The sequence below is a fragment of the Sphingomonas sp. FG14 genome, assembly GCF_057809675.1.
Genome location: NZ_JBMDKK010000001.1, coordinates 23,047 through 46,324, shown reverse-complemented (window position 1 = coordinate 46,324; position 23,278 = coordinate 23,047). Strand labels below are relative to the sequence as shown.

The 23,278-nt window shown below is 63.0% G+C and carries 23 protein-coding genes; 13 read left to right on the top strand and 10 right to left on the bottom strand.

Annotated elements, in window-relative coordinates; all coding sequences use genetic code 11:
• Positions 1-80: 80 nt before the first annotated feature.
• Both ACODTA_RS00205 and eno read right to left on the bottom strand, forming a co-directional pair.
• Positions 81-392 carry an FtsB family cell division protein gene (locus tag ACODTA_RS00205; protein ID WP_489063644.1) on the bottom strand — a complete coding sequence of 104 codons (312 nt, stop codon included), beginning with the start codon at positions 390-392 and terminating at the stop codon, positions 81-83.
• A 105-nt stretch (positions 393-497) separates the two neighbouring features.
• Positions 498-1,769, bottom strand: coding sequence for a phosphopyruvate hydratase (eno, locus tag ACODTA_RS00200; protein WP_489063643.1), 1,272 nt, complete (start codon positions 1,767-1,769; stop codon positions 498-500).
• A gap of 182 nt (positions 1,770-1,951) precedes the next feature.
• Here eno and ACODTA_RS00195 point away from each other — a divergent pair, with 182 nt between their 5' ends.
• The 5 genes from ACODTA_RS00195 (at position 1,952) to ACODTA_RS00175 (ending at position 4,329) form a co-directional block, all read left to right on the top strand.
• Positions 1,952-2,524, top strand: coding sequence for a hypothetical protein (locus tag ACODTA_RS00195; RefSeq protein ID WP_489063641.1), 573 nt, complete (start codon positions 1,952-1,954; stop codon positions 2,522-2,524).
• Between the two features lie 13 nt (positions 2,525-2,537).
• Positions 2,538-2,963, top strand: coding sequence for a phage holin family protein (locus tag ACODTA_RS00190; protein WP_489063640.1), 426 nt, complete (start codon positions 2,538-2,540; stop codon positions 2,961-2,963).
• The gene (locus ACODTA_RS00185; RefSeq protein ID WP_489063638.1) at positions 2,960-3,268 is read left to right on the top strand and encodes a DUF3618 domain-containing protein; all 309 of its coding nucleotides are present in this window, start codon (positions 2,960-2,962) and stop codon (positions 3,266-3,268) included. Before ACODTA_RS00190 ends, ACODTA_RS00185 begins: the two co-directional genes overlap by 4 nt.
• Positions 3,269-3,317: 49 nt before the next feature.
• A complete protein-coding gene (locus tag ACODTA_RS00180) occupies positions 3,318-3,887 on the top strand; it encodes a hypothetical protein (protein ID WP_489063637.1) in 570 nt (189 codons plus the stop codon).
• A 211-nt stretch (positions 3,888-4,098) separates the two neighbouring features.
• On the top strand, positions 4,099-4,329 hold the full coding sequence (locus tag ACODTA_RS00175; RefSeq protein WP_222987802.1) for a DUF4170 domain-containing protein: 231 nt from the start codon (positions 4,099-4,101) through the stop codon (positions 4,327-4,329).
• Here ACODTA_RS00175 and ACODTA_RS00170 read toward each other — a convergent pair.
• The 5 genes from ACODTA_RS00170 to carA form a co-directional block, all read right to left on the bottom strand.
• A complete protein-coding gene (locus tag ACODTA_RS00170; RefSeq protein ID WP_489063636.1) occupies positions 4,320-5,585 on the bottom strand; it encodes an MFS transporter in 1,266 nt (421 codons plus the stop codon). The two genes, ACODTA_RS00175 and ACODTA_RS00170, sit on opposite strands and share 10 nt — an antisense overlap.
• A 98-nt stretch (positions 5,586-5,683) precedes the next feature.
• Positions 5,684-6,310 (bottom strand): rhomboid family intramembrane serine protease, encoded by a 627-nt coding sequence (locus ACODTA_RS00165; RefSeq protein ID WP_489063634.1) that lies wholly within the window; start codon positions 6,308-6,310, stop codon positions 5,684-5,686.
• Positions 6,311-6,315: 5 nt separating this feature from the next.
• Positions 6,316-6,792: a transcription elongation factor GreA gene (gene greA, locus ACODTA_RS00160; RefSeq protein WP_489063632.1), complete on the bottom strand. Its 477-nt coding sequence runs from the start codon at positions 6,790-6,792 to the stop codon at positions 6,316-6,318.
• Positions 6,793-6,870: 78 nt separating this feature from the next.
• Positions 6,871-10,212 (bottom strand): carbamoyl-phosphate synthase large subunit, encoded by a 3,342-nt coding sequence (carB, locus tag ACODTA_RS00155; RefSeq protein WP_489063630.1) that lies wholly within the window; start codon positions 10,210-10,212, stop codon positions 6,871-6,873.
• 49 nt (positions 10,213-10,261) lie between these two features.
• Entirely contained in the window at positions 10,262-11,425 is a 1,164-nt protein-coding gene (carA, locus tag ACODTA_RS00150; RefSeq protein WP_489063629.1) for a glutamine-hydrolyzing carbamoyl-phosphate synthase small subunit, read from the bottom strand.
• Between the two features lie 128 nt (positions 11,426-11,553).
• On the opposite strand from carA, the gene ACODTA_RS00145 reads away from it, so the two are divergent.
• The 6 genes from ACODTA_RS00145 (at position 11,554) to ACODTA_RS00120 (ending at position 18,273) form a co-directional block, all read left to right on the top strand.
• Entirely contained in the window at positions 11,554-12,006 is a 453-nt protein-coding gene (locus ACODTA_RS00145) for a GatB/YqeY domain-containing protein (RefSeq protein ID WP_489063627.1), read from the top strand.
• 49 nt (positions 12,007-12,055) lie between these two features.
• Positions 12,056-12,445, top strand: coding sequence for an endonuclease domain-containing protein (locus ACODTA_RS00140; RefSeq protein ID WP_489063626.1), 390 nt, complete (start codon positions 12,056-12,058; stop codon positions 12,443-12,445).
• Positions 12,446-14,317 (top strand): DNA primase, encoded by a 1,872-nt coding sequence (gene dnaG / locus ACODTA_RS00135; RefSeq protein ID WP_489063624.1) that lies wholly within the window; start codon positions 12,446-12,448, stop codon positions 14,315-14,317. It abuts the gene before it with no gap.
• 18 nt (positions 14,318-14,335) lie between these two features.
• Positions 14,336-16,369, top strand: a complete 2,034-nt coding sequence (gene rpoD / locus ACODTA_RS00130; protein WP_489063622.1) for an RNA polymerase sigma factor RpoD — start codon at positions 14,336-14,338, stop codon at positions 16,367-16,369.
• 306 nt (positions 16,370-16,675) lie between these two features.
• Positions 16,676-17,347 (top strand): DUF6975 family protein, encoded by a 672-nt coding sequence (locus tag ACODTA_RS00125; RefSeq protein WP_489063621.1) that lies wholly within the window; start codon positions 16,676-16,678, stop codon positions 17,345-17,347.
• 80 nt (positions 17,348-17,427) lie between these two features.
• Positions 17,428-18,273: an AAA family ATPase gene (locus ACODTA_RS00120; RefSeq protein ID WP_222987792.1), complete on the top strand. Its 846-nt coding sequence runs from the start codon at positions 17,428-17,430 to the stop codon at positions 18,271-18,273.
• A gap of 21 nt (positions 18,274-18,294) precedes the next feature.
• Here the strand turns inward: ACODTA_RS00120 and ACODTA_RS00115 are convergent, their stop codons facing one another.
• Positions 18,295-19,707, bottom strand: a complete 1,413-nt coding sequence (locus ACODTA_RS00115; RefSeq protein ID WP_489063618.1) for a methyl-accepting chemotaxis protein — start codon at positions 19,705-19,707, stop codon at positions 18,295-18,297.
• Positions 19,708-19,817: 110 nt separating this feature from the next.
• Here ACODTA_RS00115 and ACODTA_RS00110 point away from each other — a divergent pair, with 110 nt between their 5' ends.
• Both ACODTA_RS00110 and ACODTA_RS00105 read left to right on the top strand, forming a co-directional pair.
• A complete protein-coding gene (locus ACODTA_RS00110; RefSeq protein WP_489063616.1) occupies positions 19,818-20,996 on the top strand; it encodes a vWA domain-containing protein in 1,179 nt (392 codons plus the stop codon).
• Positions 20,997-21,112: 116 nt separating this feature from the next.
• Complete coding sequence (locus tag ACODTA_RS00105; protein WP_489063614.1) at positions 21,113-21,445, top strand: hypothetical protein; 333 nt, start codon at positions 21,113-21,115, stop codon at positions 21,443-21,445.
• Between the two features lie 55 nt (positions 21,446-21,500).
• On the opposite strand, the gene ACODTA_RS00100 is transcribed toward ACODTA_RS00105, so the two are convergent.
• Positions 21,501-22,700: an exo-beta-N-acetylmuramidase NamZ family protein gene (locus ACODTA_RS00100; protein ID WP_489063613.1), complete on the bottom strand. Its 1,200-nt coding sequence runs from the start codon at positions 22,698-22,700 to the stop codon at positions 21,501-21,503.
• A 3-nt stretch (positions 22,701-22,703) separates the two neighbouring features.
• On the bottom strand, positions 22,704-23,258 hold the full coding sequence (locus tag ACODTA_RS00095; RefSeq protein ID WP_489063611.1) for a DOMON-like domain-containing protein: 555 nt from the start codon (positions 23,256-23,258) through the stop codon (positions 22,704-22,706).
• Positions 23,259-23,278 lie beyond the last annotated feature (20 nt).

The window sequence follows — 23,278 nt, the reverse complement described above, 5'->3', positions numbered from 1 at the left end:
GGCGCGCGTTCGAGGATTCCGCAACGGCCAGCGCGCGATTATCGGCGTTTAAACATCATTTGACGAAATTAATTGGCCGATCATTTAACAGGCAGGATGATCTCGTCTGGATGAGCGAGGCCAAGCTCGCGGCGGATGAGTTCATCTGCCATGTCAGGATTAGCCCGGCGGGGGTCCAGCAAGCCGACGCGATTGGCAAGCACCGCCTTCTCCGCTTCGAGCTTGGCGAGCACGACGCGCCGTTCCTGAAGCTGACGCTTATAGTCACCCCAGGCGAGCACACCATTCGATCCCATCAACGCATATCCCGCGAACATCGCGATCACGAGGAACATCAGCGCGGACGGCGCCGCCGATCGGAGCAGGGACAGGAAGGAAATTGCCTTGGACATCGCAGAATCGTTGAATCACACGCGATTCTGCGGGTCAAGCACAATCTCGCAACAATTTTCAAAGGGGGTGGACGTCAGGCCACCCCCAACACCCGAAAAGCTGAATCAGCCGAAGATGCGGCCCGCATAGCGCGCGACCGGGCCAAGCTGCTCCTCGATACGGATCAGCTGGTTGTACTTCGCCAGCCGGTCCGAACGCGCCAGGCTTCCCGTCTTGATCTGACCGCAATTGGTGGCGACCGCGAGATCAGCGATCGTCGAATCCTCGGTCTCGCCGGAACGGTGCGACATCACGGCGGTGTAGCCGGCACGCTGCGCCATTGAGACGGCTTCGAGCGTCTCGGTGAGCGTGCCGATCTGATTGACCTTCACCAGTAGCGAATTGGCAAGGCCGTCGCGGATGCCCTGGGCGAGCCGCTTGGGATTGGTCACGAACAGGTCGTCGCCAACGAGCTGGACCTTGTTGCCGATCTTGTCGGTGAGCGCCTTCCAGCCCTCGAAATCATCCTCGCCCATGCCATCCTCGATCGACTTGATCGGATAGCGCGCGCACAGGTCGGCGAGATAATCCGCCATTTCGAGCGGCGAGAGCACCCGCCCCTCACCGTCCAGATGATAGGCGCCGTCCTTGAAGAACTCGGTCGCGGCGCAGTCCAGCGCGAGAACGACGTCGTCGCCCGGCGTATAACCAGCCTTTTCGATCGACTGCATGATGAAATCGAGCGCATCGGGCGCGCTGGCGAGGTTGGGCGCGAAACCGCCCTCGTCACCCACAGCGGTCGCCAGCCCCTTGTCGTGCAAGCCCTTCTTCAACGTATGAAAGATCTCCGCGCCGCAGCGCACGGCCTCGGCCAGGCTGTCCGCGCCAACCGGCATGATCATGAATTCCTGGAAATCGATCGGATTGTCGGCATGCGCGCCGCCGTTGATGATGTTCATCATCGGCACGGGCAGCAGGTGGGCGGAAACGCCGCCGACATAGCGATAGAGCGGCAGGCCACGCGATTCCGCCGCAGCCTTGGCAGTCGCAAGGCTGACGCCGAGGATCGCGTTGGCGCCCAGGCGGCCCTTGTTGGGCGTGCCGTCCAGATCGATCATGGCGGCGTCGACTTCGCCCTGGTCCTCGGCCTCAAGACCCAGAATGGCTTCGGCAATCTCGCCATTAACCGCCTCGACGGCGGCGGTCACGCCCTTGCCCATCCAGCGCGTCTTGTCGCCATCACGCTTTTCAACGGCTTCGTGGGCCCCCGTCGATGCACCCGACGGCACCGCGGCACGGCCGAAGCTGCCATCCTCCAGCGAGACATCGACCTCGATCGTCGGGTTGCCCCGGCTGTCGATGATTTGGCGCGCGTGGACGTCGATGATCGCGGTCATGGGCTGCTGCTCCGGCTGGCGGGATGGAATGGGATGGCGTGCCTCTATCCGCCAAGCCACCGAAGCGCAATTACGGGAAAGCGCACCGCGAGCAAGTTCATATCCGCAAAGTCCCCAGTTGCGGAACTTGCGAAGGATCGAGATTGTTGTAGCTGTGAATCGAGTTTCGAAAGGAAAGCACCATGGCTGACGAGATCACGACCGGCTCCGCCCCGAAGAAGCCCGCTACCCGCAAACCTGCGGCCGCGAAACCCAAGGCGGCCAAGCCAGCCGTGGCGAAGCCTGTCGCAAAACGGGCGGCACCCGTGAAGAAAGCCGCGACCCGCGCAGCGCCGAAGACTGCCCCCAAGGTGGAAAGCAAGCTCAAGACTGCGGCGAACGAAGCATCCTCGGCGGTCCGCAAGGAAGCTGCGGCGCTCAAGGATCAGGCCACAGCGCGCGCGCGTGGCGCCGCGACGGAGGGCAAGGCACGCGCCGCATCGGCGCTCGACAATGTCGCCCGCATGATCGGCGATGCCGCTGGCACCGTCGATGACAAGGTCGGCACGCAATATGGCGACTATACCCGCAAGGCCGCCGACGCGGTCTCGGGCTTCGCCGAAACACTGAAGGGCAAGGATGTGGACGAACTGGTTCGTGACGCGACCGACTTCGTCAAGAAGAGTCCGGCCGTGGCGATCGGCGCGGCAGTGGCCGTCGGTTTCGTCCTGACTCGCCTGATCAAGGCGGGCACCGACAGCGACGGCAAGGCCTGACGGACAGACGGGGGTGAACGACGCGCCGGATATGACCACGCCGCACCTGCCCCCGTTGCCGGCCGATCCCGACATCGTGCCGGAGATCGACGAGAAACGGCATGAAGAGGGCAGTATCGGCGAGTTACTGAGCCGGCTGGTCGATGATGCCGAGGATTTCGTTCGCGCGGAGATAAAGCTTTACCGGGTGGAGGCGATCCACAAGGTGAATATCTATCGCTCGCTCCTTGTGATCGCCGCGATCGGTGGACTGCTGGCCTTTGGATCAGTGACGCTGATGTTGATCGCGCTGGTTTTCGCGCTCTCTCCTTTTATCGGCGCGGCCTGGGCAGCGTTCCTGGTCGCGCTGGTGGCGATGCTGCTCGCCGGATTACTGATCGGATCAGTCACGGCAAGAATCCGTAAGGATCTGGGCGACAAGCAGGACCAAGACGCATGAGCCGCGACGAGATCCGTCTGGCGCGGGCACGCCGTGAATCCGCCGAAGCGCGGGCACGGCTGACTGGCACGCTGATCGAGGTGCAGAAACGCCTGAAGCCCAAGGCGTTGATCGAGGAGGCACTGGAGGACCTGCGCGAAAAGGCCGATGAGATCGCGGCGGATGCGATCGAGACGGTGAAGAAAAGGCCATTCACTGCGGCCGCTCTCGTGGTCGCCGTGCTGGCATGGGTCTTCCGGGCGCCGATCCTGTCGGCGATCGGGGATGTCGTGGAAAGAATGAAGACGCGCCGCGACACGGAGTAGGCACGGAACTGAACGATCGGCCGCATGGCCGCCCTTTGGAGGATGACGCATGACCAAGATCGCTGACAGCGCCAAGAAGGCGAGCGAATTCGCGAACGAAAAGATCGAAGCCGCGCGCGACGCGGCCGAGACCGCGCTCGCCAGTGGCAAGGCGAAGGCCAAGACCGCCTATTCGGCGTCGCGCGAACGCGCCGGCAAGGCCTATTCGAACGCACAGGCTGGTGTGAAGCGCGCTGGCGCGAAAGCCGGCCAGCAGCTCGACGACAACCCGATCGCCTTTCTGGTTGGCGGCATAGCGCTTGGCGCTCTGATCGGATCGCTGCTGCCGCGCACCCAGCAGGAAACCAAGACGCTGGGCGCCACCGGACGGCGGATCAACAAGGCTGCGGGCAATGCGGCGCAGGCAGCGAAAGCCGCCGGCAAGAAGAAACTCGACGCGCTTGGCATCAGCAAGGAAGCCGCCAAGCAGCAGGCGCAAAGCCTGCTCAAGTCAGTTTCGGCTGCAGCCAACGAAGCCGGCAACGCCGCTGCCAAGGCGGTCGCCAAGCCGACGCCGAAGCCCACCCGTGCCGCGAGCAAGGCCGGCGCGAAACCCGCCGCGCCGAAGGCAAAAGCCTGACGGACGCGACGTCCGGCGATTGACGCGCCGGCCTGAATCATTAGGGAGCCCTGTATCTCCGTCGGCACGGCTCAGGGCCTCCCCAGGCCGCCATGGCGACTGATTTAGGACAGGAGCCCGATCGGCTGCGCGGAACATGGGTTTCGCGGCATCGGCGAAAGCATGGCTTGCCTTCGCCGTCAGGCATCGCGCTTCAAGCAGAGGGTTTTCGATGAGCAAATTGCATCTGGTGTTCGGCGGACGGGTCAAGGACCCGCAGACGCTGGACTTCGCCGATCTTTCAACGATCGACATCGTTGGCGTGTTTCCCGATTACAAATCGGCCGAAGACGCATGGCGCGCAGCGGCCCAACGCACCGTCGACGACGCGGAGATGCGCTATGTTGTCGTTCATCTCCACCGCCTGCTCGAACCCGATATGCTGAAGCCCGCTCAGGGCTGATCCGCCGGGACCCGGCGATCTGACCAGTCCGGCGCCGGCCCCAGCAGGAATAGCAGGATGGCAGCGATCGCGAACAGCATCGCCAGGAACCAGAGCATCGGCTGATAGGTTCCGAACATATCGAACAGGGCGCCACCGATCGTGGGGCCGAACCCGACGCCGATGCCGAACAATGCCGCGATCTGCCCGTAGATCGCGGCATAGGCGCGCATGCCGAGATAGCGGCTGACGAGTATCGCGAGCACGTCGAACTCGGCCCCGGTCGCGAGGCCGATGATAATGGCGGCAGAGATCATCAGCGGCGCAGCACCGCCGCCCGGCGCGAGCAATATGCAGGCAGCGACCGGCAAAAGGAAAACGCAGCCGCCGACCAGCCGCGCGGGACAATGATCCATCAGCGATCCGGTGATCAGCCGGCCGACGATCGCCGACATTCCGATCAGCCCGCCGATCGCCGCAGCATCCACAGGGGCGATGCCACGGCTGATTCCCATCGGCACGAAATGGACGATCAACCCCGCGACACCGCCGCCGATCAGCATTGCGGAAGCGGAGAGCATCCAGAAGTGCGGGTGCCGTAGCGCGCGGGGAAAATCCATGCCGGGTGGCATCGGCGCCAAAGCAACTTGCTCCGGTGAAGCGCCATTCAAATGCAGATCGCGCGCGCTGCGGAGGAAAGCCAGGAGCACAGGCATGCCGAGCAAGAAGATCGTGCCACCCAATGCGCCATAGGTCGCCTGCCAGCCGAAACGATCCAGCACCCGCGCACCGAGGAAAAGCGTCGACGCGCCGGCTACGCCTGTGCCGCACAGGGCGACCGCGAGCGCGAGCCCGCGTGAGCGATCGAAACGGCTCGCGACAGCCACCGACCAAAGGCTGGCACCAGCGAAACTATAGCCGACGCCCAGCAGCGCCCACAGCGCATACCAGCTCCACACCGACGGCCCAGCCAGACCCAGCAGCGCCAAGCCAGAGCAATAGGCGGCATAGCCGGGAAGCGCGACGCGACGCACGCCAACGCGATCGACCAGACGCCCGATGCGCGCGGCGATGAACAGATTGACGACCGCGACGATCGCCGGCCCCGACGCGATCGAAGCACGGCTCCAGCCGAAGGCCTTGGCAAGCGGATCGATGAACAATCCTAGCGAGTAGAAGTGCAGCGAGGTGACGCCGATGCCGACGGCGCCAGCAAGCACCACGGTCCATCCCGCCCGCCATTCCTCACGCGTGCCGGGATGCGCGCCTGCCACCATGCACCTCTCCAATCCGGGAGCATGTACCGCACCCCGAATAGATTATTGCACCATAGTATAAAATTTGAAAGCGCTTGCATTGGTCGCACGCACGTTTCTCAAGCGCTGCGATACCGCCACAGGAGCAAAGGCCGCGCCAGCAATATGCCAGCGAAGAAGCCGCCGACCTGCGCCGCGACAGCGACCAAGATTCCGGAACTCGCCGTTGCGACCTGGATGAGCAATTGTACGCCGATCCATGCAGCGGCAAGCCAAAGGATGTTGACCACGGCCGCCGGCACCGGTCCGATCGCCCTTGCCCGCTTCTGTCCGAACAATAGCGCATATGCGCCCACCACTGCGGAGATCGCCCCGCTGGCGCCCACCATCGGCACGATCGACGTAGGATCGACGAGATAGTGGGCGGCAGCCGAAGCATAGGCGCCGATGATGTAGAGCGATGCGAAGCCCCCGGAGCCGAGCGCATATTCGGTATAACGCCCGCACAGGAACAGCATCACCATGTTGAAGGCGATATGGGCCATATTGGCATGCACGAAAACGGCGCTGAGCGGCGTCAGGATGACCGGCACCGCGCCGTCAAGCGCCGGCCCCATCACGCGTGCAGGGATGAAACCAGCCATGACCGACGCCCATCCCAGCCACCCGGCAAGATTGAGCGCCAGCCAGATGACTGCCGTGACGATGACCAGGATATTGGTGTAGCGACCCGCCGGCAGGTTCATGCCGGTCAGATGAACTCGATCTTCGAGACCAGGTAATAACGGTCGCCAGCGGGCACCGTCACCTCGACCTCGTCGTCCACCTTGCGCCCGATCAGCGCGCGACCGAGCGGCGAGTTGTAGGAGATACGCCCCGAATTTGCGTCCGCCTCGGTCTGGCCAACGATCTGGTATTTGAGCGGCTTGTCGTTCTCGTCAAGCAGCGTCACGGTCGCGCCGAAGATCACCTTGTCGCCAGACAAGGTCTTGGGATCGATGATCTGCGCGCGCGAGAGCTTGTCCTCGATATCGGCGATCGACGCCTCGATCTGGCCCTGACGCTCCTTGGCGGCGTGATACTCCGCGTTTTCGGAAAGATCGCCATGCGCGCGCGCTTCCTCGATCGCATCAACGATCTCCGGGCGCTCGGCCTTCAAGCGACGGAGATCGACCGTCAGCTTGTCGAAGCCTTCCTGCAGCATCGGCATTTTCTCGACCGTCGCCATCACTCTCGTCCTTCGTCAAAACTTCCCCAAGCGGCCCCGTCCTGACGAGGCCACCTGTCGCGCGTCATATTGTCGGGATCAGGCGTGCGAACTCGAATAATATGACTGGAGCGGCCGTACTTCAAGGTTTTGATTGCGCATTGCAGCAATCGCCTCAGCCGCGGCGACACTCGCCGAAGCCGTGGTGTAGTACGGAACCGACTTCGAAAGCCCAGAAGCACGGATCGAAGCGGAGTCCTTATGGCTCTGCCAACCTTCGGTGGTGTTGAAGATCAGCGCCACGCCGCCGTCGATGATGCGATCGACGATATGGGGCCGGCCCTGCGCCACCTTGTTGACTCGTTCAACGGCAATGCCTTCCGCTTCCAGGAAATCAGCGGTTCCGCTCGTCGCGACCATGCTGAAGCCAAGTTCGGTCAGCAGCTTCACCGCCGGCAGGATCACCGGCTTGTCGCTGTCCTTGACCGAGACGAACACGGTGCCCGATTGCGGCAGTTCATCGCCTGCCCCCAATTGCGACTTGGCGAAAGCCGTCGCAAAATCCTTATCTATTCCCATCACTTCGCCGGTAGACTTCATCTCAGGCGAGAGCACGGGATCGACGCCAGGGAACCGCGCGAAGGGGAAGACCGCTTCCTTGACCGCGATATGATCGATGCGACGGTCGATCCGCGGCAGCGCCGCCAGCTTCTCGCCCGCCATCACGCGCGACGCGATCTTCGCGATGGGCTGTCCGATCGCCTTGGCGACGAAGGGCACGGTACGGCTGGCACGAGGATTGACCTCGATCAGATAGACCTTGCCGTCCTTCACCGCGAACTGGATGTTCATCAGGCCGCGGACCTCCAGCGCATGCGCCAGCAGTTCGGCCTGACGCTCGATCTCCGCAATGATCGCGTCGGGCAAGCTGTAGGGCGGCAGCGTGCAGGCGCTGTCGCCCGAATGAACGCCGGCTTCCTCGATATGCTGGAGCACGCCGGCGACGACGACCTCGTCACCGTCACAGATCGCGTCGACATCGACCTCGATGGCGTCGCGCAGATACTGATCGATCAGCACCGGCGAGTCGCCCGAGACCTGAACCGCAGTCTGGATATAGGCGTCGAGTTGCGCGAGACCGTCTACGATCTCCATGGCGCGGCCACCCAGCACATAGCTGGGCCGCATCAGCACCGGATAACCGATCCGTTCCGCCACCGCGACCGCCTCTTCCCGGCTGCGCGCGATGCCGTTGGCGGGCTGAAGCAGTTTCAGCTTGGTCACCAATGCCGCGAACCGTTCGCGATCCTCAGCCAGGTCGATCGCGTCGGGCGAGGTGCCCAGGATCGGAATGCCCGCCTTCTCCAGCGCCTGGGCCAGCTTGAGCGGGGTCTGGCCGCCGAACTGGACGATCACGCCGGCTAGCGTGCCGTTCGATTGCTCGACATGGAGGATTTCCAGCACATCCTCGGCGGTCAGCGGCTCGAAATAGAGCCGGTCGGACGTGTCGTAGTCAGTCGAGACCGTTTCCGGATTGCAGTTGATCATGATCGTCTCGAACCCGGCATCCTCGAGCGCGAAACAGGCATGGCAGCAGCAATAGTCGAACTCGATCCCTTGGCCGATCCGGTTCGGACCGCCGCCGAGAATGACGACCTTCGTACGATCGCTCGGCTGGCTCTCGCATTCGGGTTCGCCGAAGACCGGCGCCTCATAGGTCGAGTACATATAGGGCGTTTTCGCCTCGAACTCGGCGGCGCAGGTATCGATCCGCTTGAACACGGGCCGCACGCCGAGCTTGTGGCGCAGGCTGCGCACCTCTTCCTCGGTCACGCCGCCGGTCATCGCGACAACGGCGTCGCGGATCAGGCCCGAACCGCGCGCGACCGCGCGCTCCATGCTCGCTCCACCGCGCAGGTTGGCCGATTGCAGCGCCAGATAGGCGAGCCGCTTGTCGGAAAAGCCCATTGCCTTCAGGCGGCGCATCGCCTGCGCGTCGCGCGGCAGGCCATTGTCGAGCACTTCTCGCTCGGCGGCGACGATCTCGGCGATCCGTTCGAGGAACCAGGGATCGTATTTCGCGACCTGATGGACCTCGGCGACGCTCAGCCCCTCGCGCAGCGCCTGCGCGGCCACCAGCAGCCGATCAGGCGTGGCGCGCGACAGTTCGGCGATGATGTCGTCCTTGGGCGCGCCGACCAGGCTGTCGACGAAATTGAAGCCCGACAACCCGGTTTCGAGGCCGCGAAGCGCCTTCTGGATGCTTTCATGGATGTTGCGGCCGATCGCCATGACCTCGCCCACCGACTTCATCGCGGTCGACAGCAACGGCTCCGATCCCTTGAACTTCTCGAAGGCGAAGCGCGGAATCTTGGTGACGACATAATCGATCGTCGGTTCGAACGAAGCCGGCGTGGCACCGGTGATGTCATTCATGATCTCGTCGAGCGTGTAGCCCACCGCCAGCTTGGCCGCGACTTTCGCGATCGGGAAGCCGGTGGCCTTGGACGCAAGCGCGGACGAGCGCGAGACGCGCGGGTTCATCTCGATCACAACCAGCCGGCCATCCTTCGGATTGACCGCGAACTGCACGTTCGAACCACCTGTTTCCACACCGATTTCCCGGAGGCAGGCGATCGATGCGTTGCGCATGATCTGATATTCCTTGTCGGTCAGCGTCAGCGCCGGCGCGACGGTGATGGAATCGCCCGTATGGACGCCCATCGGATCGACATTCTCGATCGAGCAGATGATGATGCAATTGTCCGCGCGGTCGCGGACCACCTCCATCTCATATTCCTTCCAGCCGAGCAGCGATTCCTCGATCAGCACTTCGGTGGTCGGGCTGGCCTCGAGTCCACCCGCCACGATCCGGCGGAACTCGTCCTTGTTATAAGCGACACCGCCACCGGTGCCGCCCAGTGTGAAGCTCGGCCGGATGATCGCGGGCAGGCCCACCTTCTCCAGCGCCGCCATCGCATCGTCGAGCGAATGCGCGATCGCCGAGCGCGCCGATTCGAGCCCGATCTTGCTCATCGCATCCTTGAACTTCAGCCGATCCTCGGCCTTGTCGATCGCCGCCGCGTCAGCGCCGATCATGATGCAGCCATATTTCTCCAGCGTACCGTCGTTGAACAGCGCCAGCGCGGTGTTGAGCGCGGTCTGGCCGCCCATCGTTGGCAGAACCGCGTCGGGCCGTTCCTTCTCGATGATCTTCGCGACGATCTCGGGCGTGATCGGCTCGACATAGGTCGCGTCGGCCAGTTCAGGATCGGTCATGATCGTCGCTGGGTTCGAATTGACCAGGACGATCCGGTATCCCTCTTCCTTCAGCGCCTTGATCGCCTGGGTGCCGGAATAATCGAACTCGCATGCCTGGCCGATCACGATGGGGCCGGCGCCAATGACGAGGATCGAGGAGATGTCGGTGCGTTTGGGCATTAGTCGGCCTTCGTCTCGAATGTATCGGCAATCATGCTGTTCGGATCGATCACTTGATCATTCCGACGAACTTTTCGAACAGATAATGACTGTCCTGGGGACCCGGGCTCGCTTCCGGGTGATACTGCACCGAAAATGCTTTCTTGTCAGTCAGTTCGAATCCGGCATTCGAACCATCGAACAGGCTGACATGCGTCGCTTTCGCATTTTTCGGCAGTGTCTTGGCCTCGACCGCGAAGCCGTGATTCATGCTCGTGATCTCGACCGCGCCATCAGCGATGCGCTTGACCGGATGATTTGCGCCACGATGACCCTGATGCATCTTGCTGGTCTTGGCGCCCACCGCGAGGCCGAGCAGCTGATGACCCAGGCAGATGCCGAAGATCGGCATGTCACGTTCGAGCAGATCCCTGATCACCGGTACCGCGTAACCGCCGGTCGCCGCGGGATCGCCGGGGCCGTTAGAGAGGAACACGCCGTCGGGACGGTGCGCCATCACCTCCAGCGTGGTCGCGGTGGCGGGCACCACGGTGACGCGCGCGCCGGCCGCCACCAAGTTTCGAAGGATGTTGCGCTTCAGGCCGTAATCGATCGCCACGACATGCGGGCGATCGTCGGTCGCTTCATCGACAGCATAGCCGCTGCCCAGCGACCACAGGCCGTCGCGCCATTGATAGCTTTGCAGCGTTGACACGTCCTTGGCGAGGTCCATGCCCTCCAGCCCGGGCCAGCCCCGCGCCTGCGCCAGCAACGCATCGATATCGAACCGACCCGCCGCATTGTGCGCGATCACCGCATTGGGTGCGCCCTCGATCCGGATGCGCCGGGTCAACGCGCGCGTATCGACGCCCGCCAGCCCGATACGGCCATTGCCCTTCAGCCATTCATCGAATCGCTGGATGCTGCGAAAATTGCTCGGCGCGGTGACGTCCTCGCGCACGACACAGCCCAGCGCGTGCGGGTTGGTCGCCTCGATATCGTCGTGATTGGTGCCGACATTGCCGATATGCGGAAAGGTGAAGGCGACGATCTGGCCGGCATAGGAGGGATCGGTCATCACCTCCTGATATCCGGTCATCGCGGTGTTGAAGCACACCTCGCCCACCGCCGCGCCCTCTGCACCGAAGCCACGGCCCCACAATACCGACCCGTCGGACAGCACCAATACCCCCGTCGCCCCTTCAGGCGCGGTGGACGGTTTGGCATCAGCCATGTGCAGCTACTCCCGGGGAACAGGTTAAACGGCGGGGTCACTAGGAGCCACGCCCATCGGGGTCAATCTATTAAAATCGAGACGCGTTGGCTATGCTGGTAGCTTTCCCAAAACAGGCCGAGAAACCCATGATTCGCGACGACATTAAGGCCGCCCAGATTACCGCCATGAAAGCGGGCGACAAGGAAACCACCGCCACCACCCGCCTGATCCAGGCCGCGATCAAGAACCGCGACATCGAGGCACGCACTGGCAAGGCGCCGACGGATGACGATGCCCTGGTGGTCGAAGTGCTCCAGAAAATGGTGAAGCAGCGCCGCGAATCGATCGAGATGTACGAAAAGGGCGGCCGGCAGGAACTGGCCGATGCCGAACGCGCCGAAGTGGTCGTGATCGAACGCTTCCTGCCCACGCAGCTCGACCAGGCCCAGACCGCCGCCGCGATCGAGGCGATCAAGGCGGAAATCGGCGCATCATCGGTGAAGGACATGGGCAAGGTGATGGCGCTGCTCAAGGAACGCCACGGTAGTCAGCTCGACATGACCAAGGCGAGCGCGGCGGTGAAGGCGGCTTTGGCATAAGGCGAGTCGATCTCTCCCCTCCCGCGCGCGGGAGGGGTCGGGGGAGGGCATGTTGGACAAGGGCTATACGCGTCAGACCGCCCGCTCCCGCGAACTTCGCAGCAATGCCACGCCAGCCGAGCGCGCCTTGTGGCACCGATTGAACTCGCGTCAGGTCAATGGCGTGCGGTTCAATTGCCAATTCCCGATCGGCCCCTTCATCTGCGATTTCGTGTCGCGGGGTGCAAAGCTCATTATTGAAGTAGATGGCGGCCAGCATGATGTTCGGGCGGAAGCCGACGAGCGGAAAACGCGTTTCCTCGAAAATCAAGGGTATCGCGTAATCCGCTTCTGGAACAATGACGTGATCGAGAGGATCGAGGGTGTGATTGCGAAGATCGAGCGGGCTTTGCTCGACAGGCCCACCCCCTTCCCCTCCCATAAAACGGGAGGGGAGTGAATGACCCTGTCCCCGCAATTCCTCGACGAGTTGCGCGCGCGCACCCTGCTGTCGGGCCTGATCGGCAAGACCGTGAAGATCCAGCGCGCGGGGCGCGAATGGAAAGCCTGTTGCCCCTTCCACCAGGAAAAGACGCCCAGTTTCACCATCAACGACGAAAAAGGCTTCTATCACTGCTTTGGGTGCGGCGCGCATGGCGACGCGATCCGCTGGATGACCGATCAGCGCGGCCTGCCCTTTATCGATGCGGTGAAGGAACTGGCGCAGGCGGCGGGTCTCGACGTGCCCGCTCCCGACCCCAAGGCGCAAGAGCGCGCCGAGCGCGCGTCCGGCCTGCATGACGTGACTCAGGCCGCGCAGGACTGGTTCGTCGCGCAGCTCGACGGGATCGATGGCGCGGAAGCGCGCGCCTATCTCCACAAGCGCGGCATTTCGGACGCGACTCGCAAGGCGTTTGGATTTGGCTTTGCGCCCGATTCGCGCACCAAGTTGAAAACGGCACTGAAGCATATCGACCGGGCGATGCTGGTCGATGCCGGGCTGCTGATCGAACCACCCGCCGACGAGAAACCCGGCAAGGAACCCTATGACCGGTTTCGCGGGCGCCTGATGATCCCCATTCGCGACCAGCGTGGACGCGTGATCGCGTTCGGCGGCCGCATATTGGGCGCGAGCGAGCCCAAATATCTCAATTCGCCGGACACGCCGCTCTTCGACAAGGGGCGCACGCTCTACAATCTCGACCGCGCAAGCGCCGCGGCCCGCAAATCGGGCCGCGTGATCGTGGTCGAGGGCTATATGGATGTGATCGCGCTCGCCCAGGCCGGGATCGAGGAAGCGGTCGCGCCGCTGGGGACCGCGCTGACCGAGAACCAGATCGAGCGGCTCTGGCGGATGAGCGATGCGCCGATCCTGTGCTTCGATGGAGACAACGCCGGCCAGAAGGCCGCTATCCGCGCACTTGGCCGTGCCCTGCCACATCTCGAACCTGGCCGTACTTTGCGCTTCATCACGCTGCCACAAGGCCAGGATCCCGACGATCTGGTGCGTGCGGGCGGGCGCGCCGCCGTCGAATCACTGCTCGAAAAACCTGAGTCGCTGGTCGACCGGCTCTGGTCGCACGAACTGGCAGCCCTGCCACTCGACACGCCCGAGGCACGCGCCGGTCTCCGAAAAAGGCTCAACGATCAGGCGCAGACCATAAAGGACGGCGACGTCCGCGAGCAATATCGCCAGGAATTCCGGGCGCGCTTCGACGAACTCTACGAACGGAGCCGGCCCGCCCGCCAGCAGCAATCGCCTCGTAGCGGTAGCCGTGGCGGCGGCAAATGGATGCCCCCGCCCCGCCCGCTTTCCGACGCGGCCAGGCGGATCAGCGGTGAAGGGATCAACATCCATCTGGCCCGCGCCATCTTCGGCGGACTGCTCGCCCACCCCGCGGCGATCGAATATTGCGCCGATTCGCTTTCAGCGATTCCGCTGGCCGATCCGAATCTGGAACGATTGCGCTCCGCATTGATCGACGCGGCCTTTTCTCGCCAAGCGCTTGATCCCGCGAGTCTGGCCCCCATATTGGCCGATGCTGGGCTCGACACGCTGTCAAAACAACTCCTCTCGACAAAGAGGCTTGCCTTTTCGTCGATGCGCAGCAATGCGGAACGTGAGTCAGCACACCGCAGTATAATTATGGCGATTGAAGCACTCGCTTCTGTTCCAGAGCTCGATGCGGCACTTGCAGCCGTCACGTTGCGGCTCGAATTGGAATGGGACGGAGCGCTGGTTGAGGAACAGGCGCGTTTGCGGGCCGCTCGGCGAGAAGCGGACGAACGGATCGCCAGCTTCGCGAGCGGCGACGATGGTGCGGACAGTTAGACGGGACTAGGCGGTTACATGGCAAAGACCAACGGTACGGATTCGGGAGAGACGACGGAAAGCGGCGATGCGCCGCTGATCGACCTCAACGAAGCCTCGCTCAAGAAGCTGATCGCGCGCGCCAAGAAGCGCGGCTACATCACCTATGATCAGCTTAACGAAGCGCTGCCACAGGACCAGATGTCCTCGGACCAGCTCGAAGACGTGATGTCCGCGCTCAATGAGATGGGCGTCAACATCGTCGAGAACGAGGATGCCGGCGAGGACGCCGAAGACCAGCCCGATCAGGATGATAGCGACGACGCTGCCGATCCGGCGGACGGCTCCTCGGGCAATGTCGCCGAAAAGCGCAAGGAAACCGTCGACCGCACCGACGATCCGGTGCGTATGTACCTGCGCGAGATGGGCGCGGTCGAGCTGCTCAGCCGCGAGGGCGAGATCGCGATCGCGAAGCGTATCGAGGCGGGCCGCGACACGATGATCCTGGGGCTTTGCGAAAGCCCGATCACCTTCAACGCGATCATCGACTGGTCGAACGCGCTTAACGAAGGCACGATGCAGCTTCGCGAGATCCTCGATCTCGACGCCATGCTCTCCAAGGATCCGGCGCCCGAAAGCCTGACCGACGAAGACGCCGAAGGCGATGGCGAGATTTCCGAGAAGACCGCCGGCCCCTCCTACAAGGAGGAGGAAGAGGTCGAGGAGGAAACATCGGGCGACGACGATCAGGATTCGATGACCGAACGGCGCGCCAAGCGCCCCTCGGACGACGAAGAGGAAGACAACACGCTCAGCCTCGCCCAGATGGAAGAGACGCTGAAGCCCGCCGCGCTCGAAAAGTTCGCGACGATCACGTCGCTCTACAAGAAATTCTCGAAGCTGCAGGCGTCCCGTATCGAGTCGCTGGCAGTCGGCAACGATTTCCCCGTCGTCGAGGAAAAAAAGTACCAGAAGCTGCGCGAGGACCTGACCGCCGAGGTCGAGAGCGTGCAGTTCCACGGCGCGAAGATCGAATATCTCGTCGACCAGCTCTACAGCTACAACCGCCGCCTGACCGCGCTTGGCGGCCAGATGCTGCGTCTGGCCGAGCGCCACAAGGTGCCGCGCAAGTCGTTCCTCGAGGAATATGTCGACCATGAACTCGACGAAGGCCTGCTGGAGCGCGTCGCGAAGATCGACAAGAAATGGGCCGCATTCGTCGAGAACGAAGCCAATGCGGTCGATCGCATCCGCACCGAGATTTCGGAGATCGCACAGGCGACAGGCATGTCGCTTCCCGAATTCCGCCGCATCGTCAACATGGTGCAGAAGGGCGAGCGCGAGGCACGGATCGCGAAGAAGGAAATGGTGGAGGCCAATCTCCGCCTCGTAATCTCGATCGCCAAGAAATATACCAATCGCGGCCTGCAGTTCCTCGACCTGATCCAGGAAGGCAATATCGGCCTGATGAAGGCGGTGGATAAGTTCGAATATCGCCGCGGCTATAAATTCTCGACCTACGCCACCTGGTGGATTCGGCAGGCGATCACGCGGTCGATCGCCGATCAGGCGCGCACGATCCGTATCCCGGTCCATATGATCGAGACGATCAACAAGCTGGTGCGGACCAGCCGCCAGTTCCTGCACGAGCAGGGCCGCGAGCCCACGCCCGAGGAAATGGCGGAACGGCTGTCGATGCCGCTCGAAAAGGTTCGCAAGGTGATGAAGATCGCCAAGGAACCGATCAGCCTCGAAACGCCGATCGGCGACGAGGAGGATTCGCACCTGGGCGATTTCATCGAGGACAAGAATGCCGTCATTCCGGTGGACGCCGCGATCCAGGCGAACCTCAAGGAAACCGTCACGCGCGTCCTCGCCAGCCTCACGCCGCGCGAGGAACGCGTGCTGCGCATGCGCTTCGGCATCGGCATGAACACCGATCACACGCTGGAAGAGGTCGGCCAGCAGTTCAGCGTGACGCGCGAGCGCATCCGCCAGATCGAGGCGAAGGCTCTGCGCAAGCTCAAGCACCCGTCGCGCTCGCGCAAGATGCGCAGCTTCCTCGATCAATAATCGCTTCACCGAAAATTCGACGATGCTTCCGCCCCCGTTTTCGGGGGCGGATTCGTTTGAGCATCACGCGGAGAAGCGAGGTAGCACCGAAATAAAAGGACACGACGACAAAGGGATGAAGCGAATCATTCGGGCTTCGATTCAAGCGGGCTTCTTTGGCGCGACCAGAATCATGACGAGATCGAAACGAGAAATCCGAACACAGTTCTAACGAGGGATAAACTCCCTATTTACGAGACCGGCCTAGAACCATCGCAGGTTCGAAAAACCCGCCGCGTACCGGCGGCGAGAGAGCGGGAAAAAACCATGGCAACTCAAGCAGCTCTGACGTTTCGTGGCGTCGACATGGCGGAAACGCTGGATACGCTTCTGACGACCGACGGAACTGCCAGCCACGCCTACCCCTCCTCCGCCGAACTGCTTTACGGCCGCCATGCCACACGCAATCTGGCCGATGCGGCCTATTATCTCTGCATGCTTCATGGCCGCCATCCCGGCGTGATCGACTTCGCCGCCATGCGCGAAACCGATCCCGGCGCACGGACCTGGCTGGCGACAGCAGCCGAAGGATTCACGCTCGAACGACTGTTCCTGACCCGGATCAGCGTGGCCGCCGGCCCCCTGCCGAGCACGCCGGGCCATGCCGAATGCGAGGCCGCGGCGATCGGCCAGCGCCATGCCTTGGAAACGCTCGCCCAATCCGAACGCACCGGCTGCGCGCTGGGCGCGGCGATCGCGCTGGTGATGGACTGGAAAGCGATCCGCCACGTGCTGGATATCGCCGCGCAACGACTGGGCGTGGAACCGCAACCCGCCCGGCTGCCCGACGAGCGCCTGACCCGATCGGTTGCCGCTACGGCATCCGCGAATAGCGGCGTGGCGCGCGCGCTGGGCTTCGGCGCACAGCAGATCCTGGCCCAGCATCGCGGCCTGTGGACCGTGCTCGAGTCGCGACAGCACGCCCGCGATTCCGCCTGATCGCCTTCTCCGCAGCCCTTGCGCCGCAGGGAATCGCGCCTTAACGCCATTGACGTAAACGTGAAGTGGCGAGGGTTAGCATGCGATTCAGCGGAACCGAGAATTATGTCGCGACCGACGATCTGAAAGTCGCGGTGAACGCGGCGGTGACGCTGCGCCGGCCGCTGCTGGTGAAGGGCGAACCCGGCACCGGCAAGACCGTGCTCGCGCAGGAGATCGCCAAGGCCGCCAATGCGCCGCTGATCGAATGGAACATCAAGTCGACCACCAAGGCGCAGCAGGGCCTCTACGAATATGACGCGGTCGCGCGCCTTCGCGACGGCCAGCTCGGCGATCCGCGCGTCCATGACATCGGCAATTACATTCGCCGCGGGAAATTGTGGGAAGCCTTCACCTCCCCCACCCTGCCTGTGCTGCTGATCGACGAGATCGACAAGGCCGATATCGAGTTCCCGAACGATCTGCTCCAGGAACTCGATCGCATGGAATTCCATGTCTACGAGACCCGCGAGACGGTGAAGGCGGTCGAGCGCCCGATCGTCGTCATCACCTCGAACAACGAGAAGGAGCTACCCGACGCTTTCCTGCGCCGCTGCTTCTTCCACTATATCAAATTCCCCGATCGCGAGACGATGCAGGCGATCGTCGACGTCCATTTTCCGGGTATTCAGAAGCTGCTGGTCAGCAAGGCGATGGACATCTTCTATGACGTCCGCGAAGTACCGGGCCTCAAGAAGAAGCCATCAACCTCGGAACTGCTCGACTGGCTCAAACTGCTGCTCGCCGAGGACATGCCGCTCGACATCCTTCAGTCGCGCGATCCCACCAAGGCGATCCCGCCACTCCACGGCGCGCTGCTCAAGAACGAACAGGATGTGATGTTGTTTGAACGGCTCGCATTCATGGCAAAACGTCAGCAGCGCTAGGGCCGTTCAAGATCGGCTGGCTCAATCGACGATATAGGCGAGTTCAAAATCGCCCCAGCGCCGGCCGTCGAAGATCAGCGGCACATAGACGTTGCGGACGACGTGGAATTCCTGCCCCTCGGTTTCACGCCGATAGACCGCCATGTGGAACGGCTTCTCGCTAGCCTTGGCCTTGCGATCGATCTCGTCGAGCAGGATCAGCCGGTTGCGGCAATAGGCCATGTCATGCTGTGGATCGCCCGTCGGCGCACGGCTGAACGCAGTGGCGTGAGTCGGCAAATAACCATTGATATCGGTGCATGCGGCGGCGACGATCCGCGGATCCAGTGCGCCGATGCGGTCGAGTTCGGGCCGCCAGATCAGATCGGCGAAACCGTTGAGCCGGGTCGTGAACTGCTGCGGATCAGTGCCGGCGACGGGCGCATAATCCCGATCAAACAATACAGTTGGATCGAGCCGCCCGGACTCGATCGCGGATCTCGTGATCGCCGCCATCCTGTCGCGCTCGGTGATGGCGAGATCGACAAAATGGCGATCCTCCGACGCGAAACCGCTCTGGATCAGATCGTTGAACATCGCATTGGAAAGCTGTTCGATCGATCCCATCCTGAGGCTGGTGTCGCCAAGCGCCGTCGCATTGGCGCGAGCGTCACCCGCGAACAACGACAAGCCGTCGCGCACGCGCGCGACGCTGTCATGGATCATCCCCGTCGATCGCGCGATACCGTCGGTCTGGGTATCGACCTGGGCGACGATCTCGGCGACGTCGCGCACCGTATCGTCGATCGTCGCGAAGCCGTGCTGCGCCATCACGCTCTTCATCACGCCGTCATTGATCTCGGAGATCACCGTGCCCGCCTCGCTGGTGAGCGATGCGAGCGTGCGCGAGATCTGTTCGGTAGCGCCGCGCGTTTCCTGCGCCAGCTTTTTCACCTCGCTCGCGACCACCGCGAAGGTTCGCCCGGCATCGCCAGCGCGCTCAGCTTCGATCGTCGCGTTGAGCGCCAGCATGTTGGTCTTTCGCGCGATCGTGTCGATCACCGTGCTGACGCGCCGTACCTGCTCCATCGCCGCGGCGAAGCTCGTCATCCGCGCGCCAAGTTGAGAGACGAGATCGGTGAGCTCAGTGAACTGGCCGCGCGATCCGCTGATCATCGCGGCGCCCTTGCCCAGCTTCTCACGCGCCTGTTCGGACAACAGCCGCGCCTCGTCGGTCGAGTCGGCGACCCGGCGTTGATCGGCCTCCAGCGCGGCGGTGACGTCCTCCAGCATCGAGAGCATCTCGAGCTGCCGCGCGATCCGTTCGGAAACCCCCGCGACATAGCCGGCCGCGTCGCTGCATCCCACGGCCACCCGGCCGCAATTGCGCGCCACCGCCTCAACCGCGCCACCGTCCGCCCCGCCTTCCGTCGCGATCGCGAGATTACCCGTCATGCTGCCCTCTCAGGAATTGCATGGCGGACCCTAGGCGCCATTGGTTGAAGCCCCCTTAACCACCCGTGTTTCCCGCTTGGACAGGCGATACGGGAGCGGTAAGGAAAGCCATGTTCTTCAACTTTCTCGACGAGCTCCGCGCAGCCGGCATCCCCGCATCGATGAAGGAGCATCTCGTACTGCTCGAAGCGCTGAAGCGCGATGTGATCGAGCGGCGCCCGGAGGAATTCTACTGGCTGTCGCGCGCGACCTTCGTAAAGGACGAAGGACTGCTCGACCGGTTCGACCAGGTGTTCGCCAAAGTCTTCAAGGGGATCGAGAGCAGCTTCGAGACCGGTGCCACCGATATCCCGGAAGATTGGCTGAAGGCGGTTGCCGAGAAATTCCTGACGCCTGAGGAAATGGAGCAGATCAAGTCGCTGGGCTCTTGGGACGAGATCATGGAGACGCTCAAGAAACGGCTTGAGGAACAGCAAGGCCGTCACCAGGGCGGCAACAAGTGGATCGGCACCGGCGGCACCAGCCCCTATGGCAATTCGGGTTATAATCCCGAGGGCGTCCGCATCGGCGGCGAAAGCAAGCATGGCCGGGCGGTCAAGGTGTGGGACAAGCGCGAATTCAAGAATCTGGATTCGACCAAGGAACTGGGCACCCGCAACATCAAGGTGGCGCTGCGCCGCCTGCGCCGCTTCGCGCGCGAGGGCGCGGCCGACGAACTCGATATCGACGCGACGATCGACGGCACCGCGCGCCAGGGCTGGCTGGACATCCATATGCGCCCGGAACGGCACAATGCCGTGAAGCTGCTGCTGTTCCTCGATGTCGGCGGATCGATGGATCCGCATATCAAGCTGTGCGAGGAACTCTTCTCCGCCGCCACCAGCGAATTCAAGAATCTTGAATTCTTCTATTTCCACAACTGTCCCTATGAAGGCGTGTGGAAGGACAATCGCCGCCGCTTCACCGAGCGCACGCCCACCTGGGACGTGCTCCATAAATACGGCCACGACTATAAGCTGGTCTTTGTCGGCGACGCATCGATGAGTCCGTACGAGATCAGCCATCCCGGCGGATCGGTCGAGCATTTCAACGAGGAATCCGGCGCGGTGTGGCTCAGCCGCATGGCGCATGTCTATCCCGCCGCGGTCTGGCTCAATCCTGTGCCGGAGGCGCATTGGGGCTATTCGCAGTCGGTGAAGATGATCCGCGAACTCATGAACGATCGCATGTATCCGCTGACGCTGGACGGGCTCGACGATGCAATGCGGGAACTGACACGCAAGCACTGAGTGGAGCCACGATCGGCTGCGACACATTGCGACACAAAAGCCGGTGATCGGCACAGTCCCGCGACAAGCCAATCCTAGACAGGTCTCGTTCCAATCAAGGGACGGGAGTCAGTAACATGCAGCGTAAGAACCTCATCCTCGCGAGCCTTGCCGCCGCGATCGCCTTCACCACGCCGATGGCCGCCAACGCGGCGCCGTGGCAGAATATCAACCAGCGCCAGCAGCAGCTCGACCGGCGCATCGACCAGGGCGTGCGCAGCGGTGCGTTGACCCGGAACGAAGCGACGCGGCTGCGCACCGAATTCCGCTCGCTCAACCGGCTGGAGCAGCAATATCGCCGTTCGGGTGGCGTCTTCACCGCCCGCGAGCGCGCCGATCTCGATCGCCGCTTCGACGCGCTGAGCGCCCGGATCAAGATCCAGAAGCACGATCGCCAGCATCGGCGCTAATCGTCCCAGTCTCTCCCCGGCCCCGGCGTCCTGACAAGGGCGTCGGGGTTGCGCTTCAGTAAAGCAGGGAAGCGCGCCGTTCCTCGATCCAGGCCTGCTCATCGGGAATCGTCAAGGCTTCGAGGTCGCCGGGCAACGCCCCGGCATCATCAACCCATTCGCGCAGCGCCGGGCCACCATTGATCACGTCGATGGCGAGCTTGCCGAATTCATATTCATACGGAAAATCGCGCCACAGATCATAATCGGGATGAAGCCGGCGGATCGCCTTGAACGCGAGCGCCTGCAACCGCCAGGGCTGGAAGGCCTGGTGATTATAGCCCGGCGCCTCGGCATGGATATGCACGCCGCTGCACATGCGATGGACATGCTTGTGGAAGGTCGGCTCGAAGGTGCAGTCGCGCAGGATGCATCCGCCCAGCCATTCGGGCGCCAGCCGCCGCATCTCCGCGATCACCGCGCGCCCGTCGATATCGGGTGCGCCGAAGATCTCCAGCGGCCGAGTCGTGCCGCGCCCTTCCGACAACGTCGTCCCTTCGAGCATCACGGTGCCCGCATAGGCGCGCGCCATCCACAAATTGGGCGCGTTCGGGCTGGGATTGATCCAGATCCGCTCGTTCAGCGGCCAGCCATGGCCGGGCGCCGCGTCGGGCTCATAGCCCGCCATTTCGATCACCCGGTAATCGACGTCGAGCTTGAAGTGCTCGATGAACCACAGGCCCAGTTCGCCCAGCGTCAGCCCGTGGCGCATCGGCATCGGGCCAGCGCCCACGAAGCTTTCCCAGCCCGGACGCAAGGTGAGCCCCTCGACGGGCCGGCCAGCGGGGTTGGGGCGGTCGAGCACCCAGATTTCCTTGCCGTGCGCCGCCGACGCCTCGATCACGTAGAGCAAGGTCGTGATGAAGGTGTAGATGCGGCAACCGAGATCCTGGAGATCGACCAGCAGCACGTCGAACGTGCCCATCGCCTGTCCGGTCGGGCGGCGGACCTCGCCGTACAGACTGAACACCGGCACGCCATGGACAGGATCGGTGAAGTCCGCAGACTCCATCATATTGTCCTGCTTGTCGCCGCGCAGCCCGTGCTGCGGGCCGAAAGCAGCGGTGACGTTGAGCCCGGCGGCGACAAGCGCGTCGAGCGAATGGGTGAGATCCGCCGTCACCGAGGCAGGATGAGCCAGCAGGGCGACGCGTTTGCCCTCGAGCGGCTTGCGCAGCTCAGGTTCGGAAAGGAGGCGATCGATACCGAATTTCATGGATCAGACTGCTGCCGGGAGTTTCAGGACAAAGCAATCGGAATGATGGAAATCGGGTTTCCCCGGCGGATGGGCGAGCGCCCAATAGGATTTGCGGCCATCATGCCCCTCGATGACGGCGCTGATGCCGAGCGATTCGACGCCTTTGGAGGTCAGGGGTGTCAGATCCACCCAGGCGGTGAGCATGAAACGGCCCCCATTGTCAGTCTCGAGGTAGATATCCGGCGCAGACAGGTCGATCGCCTCGGCCATGCCGCTTCGATAGTCATCGAACCGGTAGCTGGCCCAGCCACGCGACGGGGAGAAGTTGTATTCGACGTACGAGTGACCGTCAGCCATTCCCACAAATGCCTCGAAGCATGTGGTTTTCCAGAGCCCGTCCTGGCGCTCGGGAGCGCTCACCGCAGGGAAACGAATATCGGCAACGGCTCCAGTCACCGCATATTCGATCTTGAGCACACCAATGCCAACGGATGTGAGCTTGGCGCCGATCGCTATGGAAGGTTCGGGAAAGTCCGGATGGGCGACCAGAGCCCGTTTCGCCAACACGCTACTCAACCGGGATTCTCCATGCTAGG

Coding starts and splice junctions, on each gene's coding strand:
- ACODTA_RS00205 (WP_489063644.1), bottom strand. CDS start 392: ATGTCCAAGGCAATTTCCTTCCTGTCCCTGCTCCGATCGGCGGCGCCG.
- eno (WP_489063643.1), bottom strand. CDS start 1,769: ATGACCGCGATCATCGACGTCCACGCGCGCCAAATCATCGACAGCCGG.
- ACODTA_RS00195 (WP_489063641.1), top strand. CDS start 1,952: ATGGCTGACGAGATCACGACCGGCTCCGCCCCGAAGAAGCCCGCTACC.
- ACODTA_RS00185 (WP_489063638.1), top strand. CDS start 2,960: ATGAGCCGCGACGAGATCCGTCTGGCGCGGGCACGCCGTGAATCCGCC.
- ACODTA_RS00180 (WP_489063637.1), top strand. CDS start 3,318: ATGACCAAGATCGCTGACAGCGCCAAGAAGGCGAGCGAATTCGCGAAC.
- ACODTA_RS00175 (WP_222987802.1), top strand. CDS start 4,099: ATGAGCAAATTGCATCTGGTGTTCGGCGGACGGGTCAAGGACCCGCAG.
- ACODTA_RS00170 (WP_489063636.1), bottom strand. CDS start 5,585: ATGGTGGCAGGCGCGCATCCCGGCACGCGTGAGGAATGGCGGGCGGGA.
- ACODTA_RS00165 (WP_489063634.1), bottom strand. CDS start 6,310: ATGAACCTGCCGGCGGGTCGCTACACCAATATCCTGGTCATCGTCACG.
- greA (WP_489063632.1), bottom strand. CDS start 6,792: ATGGCGACGGTCGAGAAAATGCCGATGCTGCAGGAAGGCTTCGACAAG.
- carB (WP_489063630.1), bottom strand. CDS start 10,212: ATGCCCAAACGCACCGACATCTCCTCGATCCTCGTCATTGGCGCCGGC.
- carA (WP_489063629.1), bottom strand. CDS start 11,425: ATGGCTGATGCCAAACCGTCCACCGCGCCTGAAGGGGCGACGGGGGTA.
- ACODTA_RS00145 (WP_489063627.1), top strand. CDS start 11,554: ATGATTCGCGACGACATTAAGGCCGCCCAGATTACCGCCATGAAAGCG.
- ACODTA_RS00140 (WP_489063626.1), top strand. CDS start 12,056: ATGTTGGACAAGGGCTATACGCGTCAGACCGCCCGCTCCCGCGAACTT.
- dnaG (WP_489063624.1), top strand. CDS start 12,446: ATGACCCTGTCCCCGCAATTCCTCGACGAGTTGCGCGCGCGCACCCTG.
- rpoD (WP_489063622.1), top strand. CDS start 14,336: ATGGCAAAGACCAACGGTACGGATTCGGGAGAGACGACGGAAAGCGGC.
- ACODTA_RS00125 (WP_489063621.1), top strand. CDS start 16,676: ATGGCAACTCAAGCAGCTCTGACGTTTCGTGGCGTCGACATGGCGGAA.
- ACODTA_RS00120 (WP_222987792.1), top strand. CDS start 17,428: ATGCGATTCAGCGGAACCGAGAATTATGTCGCGACCGACGATCTGAAA.
- ACODTA_RS00115 (WP_489063618.1), bottom strand. CDS start 19,707: ATGACGGGTAATCTCGCGATCGCGACGGAAGGCGGGGCGGACGGTGGC.
- ACODTA_RS00110 (WP_489063616.1), top strand. CDS start 19,818: ATGTTCTTCAACTTTCTCGACGAGCTCCGCGCAGCCGGCATCCCCGCA.
- ACODTA_RS00105 (WP_489063614.1), top strand. CDS start 21,113: ATGCAGCGTAAGAACCTCATCCTCGCGAGCCTTGCCGCCGCGATCGCC.
- ACODTA_RS00100 (WP_489063613.1), bottom strand. CDS start 22,700: ATGAAATTCGGTATCGATCGCCTCCTTTCCGAACCTGAGCTGCGCAAG.